This window comes from Anaerophaga thermohalophila str. Valhall, assembly GCF_000250735.1.
Classification (GTDB): Bacteria; Bacteroidota; Bacteroidia; order Bacteroidales; family Marinilabiliaceae; genus Anaerophaga; species Anaerophaga thermohalophila_A.
In genome coordinates this window covers 1-5,383 of record NZ_AHZV01000066.1, presented here as the reverse complement: position 1 = coordinate 5,383, position 5,383 = coordinate 1, and the positions used below count along the sequence as shown (strand labels likewise).

The window sequence follows — 5,383 nt, the reverse complement described above, 5'->3', positions numbered from 1 at the left end:
CGCTTTTTTGTCGGACAGTAGTGAAACTTTATGTAATTACCATTACAAACACCATGTAATAGTAATTACATACGGTATGTAAACACTATTACATGACCCATGTGGTAGTAATTACATACGGTATGTAATAGTAATTACATGCCATCTGTAAAAGCAATTACATGCAGCCTAGTAAAAAGTTTTTAATAAAAAAAGACCCTCCAAATCAGAGGGCTTAAGCTTGGTTTTTCATGAAACCGTGTTTAGCTCGGGGTCAAACCGGAAACTCCTTATAGCTTTGCGCTGATAAAGGAGGGCCCTTACCTCGATGTGATAACTACCGCTAAGGCTTTCCGGAACAAAAACCAACAGCTCCGATGGTTTGTTCTTAGCAATGTTTTCGGCTCTGGTAGCATGGCCGCTTTCATCAATAAAGAACACACCCTGTTCGGGATCGCTTTCATCAAATTTCAGGTGAGCCCCCTTAACAGACAAAATGTTACCCGGAGAAATATCCGAATCCACGGAATGCGTTTTAAGGTCTTCAACACGTTGAATAACGGGCGTTACCTCGTTTATCTCAACACGCTGAACATCAATATCGGGAACAACATCTTTGAGTCGACTTCCGGCGTGAAGCGAAAGCTTAATCTGATGCCGGCTTCGGTCAAAAGAATCGTTTCTCCCGTGAAAGACACCCGAAATTGAAGGATAGAGTCTGAAAAGGTCGGTGTTTACCTGGTAACCGTTACGCAGATACCTCTGAATGGAAGCACCATATTCTTCCAGCACTGAAAGAATATCAGCTTTGGTTACGGTAGACCCGCGCTCTACCATGTCGTCGATGATCTGATCATCGGTGACAGTATCGTTATCTGTCACCATTGCACTGTAATCATCCGGATCATCAGTCAGATGATTTTCTACTAAACCAAATCTTAATGGCATAGTTATAAAATTTAAATAAAACATGCAGGGCCCGCCGGCCTCCTCTTCCGATAGTCGGCTAAAACCTTTGGTTGATGACCAGCCGGCGGGTTACCTGTTTTGCTAATAATAGCCAATAAAAAAACCCATCCCCTAACCCCTAATTCAAACAGGCTACAGAATGAGTCAAATCCACAGAGTCAGGGGTATTTTTATTTTAATCAATTGCAATTTATAAAATTATTTTTATATGACAAAACTCACGTTCAGTATTTTTGGTGCCGGGGATGCAGGCGAATAGGAAATTAGAAAAATATTATGGCACAGGATCGCACCAAACCGCGAAGCGGTGGCAGAGCAGGTCGATAAGTTATTCGGTCAGCAGGCGGTATCACCTTCATCATGCCTGGTAAGTCAGACAAATAGTACGAGTTAAAAGCAACCAGGAGCAGCGCCTTTCCTATATAGGACAAGGATGTGAACAAGAGGAAGATACAAACAATTATTACAAACCAAACAAAATGCCAGAAACACTAAATAGTACACACAACAATTCCAAACCTTTGGTTTCCATCATCACCCCAAACTACAATTCCTCAAGCTACATTGCAGAAACCCACGATTCAATCCAGCAACAGACCCATCCAAACTGGGAATGGCTAATCATCGACGATGGTTCCGACGACGATTCTTCAGAAATAATCAAGCAATTTTCGTCTTCCGACCCACGCATAAAAATCTTTGAGAGGAAAAATCCTCCAAAAGGAGCTTCTACTTGCCGCAACATAGGCATTGAACAGGCAAGAGGAAAATATCTAATGTTTCTGGATGCCGACGATTTGTTAGCCCCATTTTGTCTGGAACAAAGAGTTAAAAAAGTTTCAATCCAACCGGAATTGGATTTTGGAGTTTTCAAAATGGGGTTTTTCAAAAAAAACTTAGGCGACAGTCCCGGCTGTATCAATATTTATACAGAGACAAAAGCTGAGTATTTACATTTCTTTCTCTCATACAACCTTCCATGGGCTATTACTTGTCCATTTTGGAAAAGAGAATTTCTTACTGAAAACAACATCCTTTTTTCAGAAAAATACCCTCGATTACAAGATCCAGAGTTTCACACCAAAATATTGCTCAAACACAATCCAAAGTTTGAGGTTTTCAGTAAAGCAAAAATTGACTGTTATTATCGCCAGGGAAGTAACCACAAAATAGTTATCACTCCCGAATCCCTAAATAAAAGCACAAAAGCAATAGCGCTTTTTTATAAGGATATTAGTGCTGCAATAAATAAAAAAGATAGAACCCTAGATGGTTTTCTAGATAAATATGTCCTTAATGTATTCCATTCCCTGCTCTTTAACCACAGGTTGCAATCATTAAAGCAGGTAATCCATTTATTTCGACAAATGAACAGTTGCCGAACAATCACCAACCTTTCTATTGCAAAAATCCTCCTTTTCTTTTTTTTGAACCGTTCGCGCCTCACCTTTGTAAAAGGAGCCGGCGTATCTTTGTTATGGAAAATACTGGTTTTAAAACCAAATAAACTTTAACTGATATTTTAATAAATCCATATAATACTTTTTTAAATGATTTCAGTTATCATTCCCACATTCAATTGTGCTCATATGATTATCGACACACTAAACAGTGTGCTTGCATCCATATATCCCGATTATGAAATTCTTATAATTGACGATGGGTCAACAGATAATACCCGTGAAGTGACTAAGCCTTATCTTAAGGATCACCGCATTCAATATATTTATCAGGAAAATAAAGGACTTGCAGGTGCGCGCAATACAGGCATTCTAAATGCTCAAGGACACTATTTAGTATTCTTAGATGCCGATGACCTTATAACTCCTGAAAAGCTGGGAATTCAGAGTCAATTTTTAGTAAAAAACCCAAATATTGACATTGTTTATTCAAATTCGCAATGGTTTATAGAGGATGATTTTAATGATACGCGGCCTGTAAATTTTCCTGTTTACACAGGAAATGTGCTTGATCCTTTAATATTCGGAAACTTTATCCATGTAAACTCAGCAATGGTACGAAAAAAAACGGTAATGGAGGCTGGACTGTTTGATGAATCTTTAGAAGAACTGGAAGATTGGGATCTATGGTTGCGAATGGCTCTCAATGGTTCAAAATTCGGGTTTACTCCCGGAGTTTTGTCAAAGGTACGTATCCGCAAGGGGAGCATGACTTCCAACCAACAAAAAATGAACAATACCATGGTTCGGGTATTGGAAAATACTATTTTAAATGTACAGGATAAATATCACTCCGGTCATCCTGTAATGATAAAACTTAAACATTCGCTTGCAATATATAAACTTAAAGCAGGTCAGAAAAAAGAATATTTAAACTTCCTAATAAAATCATCCCGGCAACAGGGGGAAAAATTCCTGCCTGTATTGATAAAACAAAGCATAAAGTACTTTTTATATCCCTTTTTCCGAGAGAACAAAACAACCCGTGAAATAGAAAAAATCTGGAAACAGTGAGCAACAAAACCACTGATATTACTACTTCCATAATAATAGTAACTTACAATTGTGCTAATGTCATTGAAGAAGCCATTCTTTCCTGCATTGAAAATGTAAATACAGAAACCATAATAGTAGATAATGCATCAACAGATTGCACAAAAGAAATTGTAGCTCAATATTCTGAAAAACACCTGGTGTTTATTTCAAACAATACCAACAAAGGTTTTACCCAGGCCTGTAACCAGGGAATTAAAGCTGCTCAGGGAAAATACATCATGTTACTCAATCCCGATGCAAGTCTGCAACCTCTAACCATTCCAACACTTCTCAATTATATTGAAAACAACCAAAATGTAGGAGCCGTAGCCCCCTCACTCTATTATCCCGATGGTACATTTCAGAATTACACAAGGCGTTTTCCAACCATTTGCGGTTTATGGGTAGAGTCGTTTGTGCCACGTTCTCTTTGGAACTTTTTCCCCTGTTATCGAAAATATACATATCAGGATTTAGATTTTTCCTCCCTGCAGATAGTTGAACAACCTGCCGGTGCTGCTTTGCTTTTTCGTAATAAATGGTTGCTCGATGAAACATTCTTCATTTACGGCTCAGATGTCGATCTTTGCAAAACGATTATCTCTGAAGGCTATCAAATCGTGCAATTACCAGAAAGCAAGGTTTTACACCTCCAAAGTAAAGGAGGCACTGAAAACAAGGAACTACGATTATATCTTGATTTGGATAATTATTATGGAATGAATTATTTTTTCAAAAAACACCATCAGCAATTCAAGGCATTCCTTTATCGGCTCGTGTTTGGTCTGTCCTTATTCCTAAGGAGTATATTAGCTCTTTTTATGCCACACTCCTTACCTATACGCTGGAAAAAGTTCATTCTATTTGCAAAAAACAAAAATTTCACAGCTTTTTATGAGCAATAAACAACCGCGGGTATTTACAATTATTGTACATTACCAAGCTCCAGAAGAATGTTTTCAACTCGTCAAAGGTTTACAAACAATTACATACCCCAATCATCAAATTGTTGTTGTTGACAACCATTCTGCCGAAAACAATTATTCGCTTTTAAAGGAAAAAATTTCGAATTTTGAAAACACAACTGTTGTTCAAAACCCTAAAAATAATGGTTATGGTGGCGGAATAAATTATGGAATAAAACAAACCTTGCATCTTTCTCCTGATTTCTTTCATATTATTAATACTGATACTGAAATTGTTAACCCAAGATATATTTCAGATATTATTCAATCATTTTCGCAAACACCCGATGCCGCCCTAATAGGACCTGCTGTATATAGCGACAATAGTAATATTCAGAATACCATAATGCCTTTCATTTCATTGTCCAGTATCTTTTTATTTAAACTCCAACGTCATCAGCAATCCTTTATTGAAGAAGAACCGCAATTATTGTCTGTTGAAGTAATCAACGGGGTTTGTTTTATTATCAAGGCAGATGCCTATTTTTCGATAAATGGATTCGACGAAGACTTTTTTATGTATGGGGAAGAGCATGACTTCTGTTATCGTTTAGAGAAAGCAGGCTTCAAGAGGTATTTCTGGTCAGGAGGCTCAATTATTCATGTACATCATAATAAATTCAAAACGAAAGAATTCACATGGCGTGAAGCTTTAATCAGAGCCAACCAAATCTTATTTCTGAAAAAACATCGATCGAACTTTGAAGCGTTTTTTACTTCTTGTCTTTTTGCTGTTTCCTACTTTCTAAAACGATATTCTGGTTTTTCATTTAGTGATATCTCATTTCTAAAAGCATTAAAAGGATTGTTTAATCCAAAAATTCTTAATAATTCTTGGCAATAATAATTTAACAAACTATACTTAGGGCCTGCTGAAAAAGTCAGCAGGCCACATTTCAATTCAAATTCGACTGATCAAAATTTTGGGCACAATACTCTCAATGATTTCATCAATCATTTTCATTGTACCTTTTT

General features: G+C 37.2%; 5 protein-coding genes. 4 read left to right on the top strand and 1 reads right to left on the bottom strand.

What is annotated here, in order from left to right; all coding sequences use genetic code 11:
• Nucleotides 1–228: 228 nt before the first annotated feature.
• Nucleotides 229–927: a DNA-binding domain-containing protein gene (locus tag OQ5_RS0102825; protein ID WP_016776040.1), complete on the bottom strand. Its 699-nt coding sequence runs from the start codon at nucleotides 925–927 to the stop codon at nucleotides 229–231.
• A 500-nt stretch (nucleotides 928–1,427) separates the two neighbouring features.
• Between OQ5_RS0102825 and OQ5_RS21870 the strand changes: the two genes are divergently transcribed.
• From OQ5_RS21870 to OQ5_RS0102805, 4 genes are read left to right on the top strand one after another with little or no spacing between them, the layout of a single operon-like run.
• On the top strand, nucleotides 1,428–2,462 hold the full coding sequence (locus tag OQ5_RS21870; protein ID WP_016776039.1) for a glycosyltransferase family 2 protein: 1,035 nt from the start codon (nucleotides 1,428–1,430) through the stop codon (nucleotides 2,460–2,462).
• Between the two features lie 36 nt (nucleotides 2,463–2,498).
• Nucleotides 2,499–3,422 (top strand): glycosyltransferase family 2 protein, encoded by a 924-nt coding sequence (locus OQ5_RS21865; protein ID WP_016776038.1) that lies wholly within the window; start codon nucleotides 2,499–2,501, stop codon nucleotides 3,420–3,422.
• On the top strand, nucleotides 3,419–4,348 hold the full coding sequence (locus OQ5_RS0102810; protein WP_016776037.1) for a glycosyltransferase family 2 protein: 930 nt from the start codon (nucleotides 3,419–3,421) through the stop codon (nucleotides 4,346–4,348). Before OQ5_RS21865 ends, OQ5_RS0102810 begins: the two co-directional genes overlap by 4 nt.
• Entirely contained in the window at nucleotides 4,338–5,252 is a 915-nt protein-coding gene (locus tag OQ5_RS0102805; RefSeq protein WP_016776036.1) for a glycosyltransferase family 2 protein, read from the top strand. Before OQ5_RS0102810 ends, OQ5_RS0102805 begins: the two co-directional genes overlap by 11 nt.
• Nucleotides 5,253–5,383 lie beyond the last annotated feature (131 nt).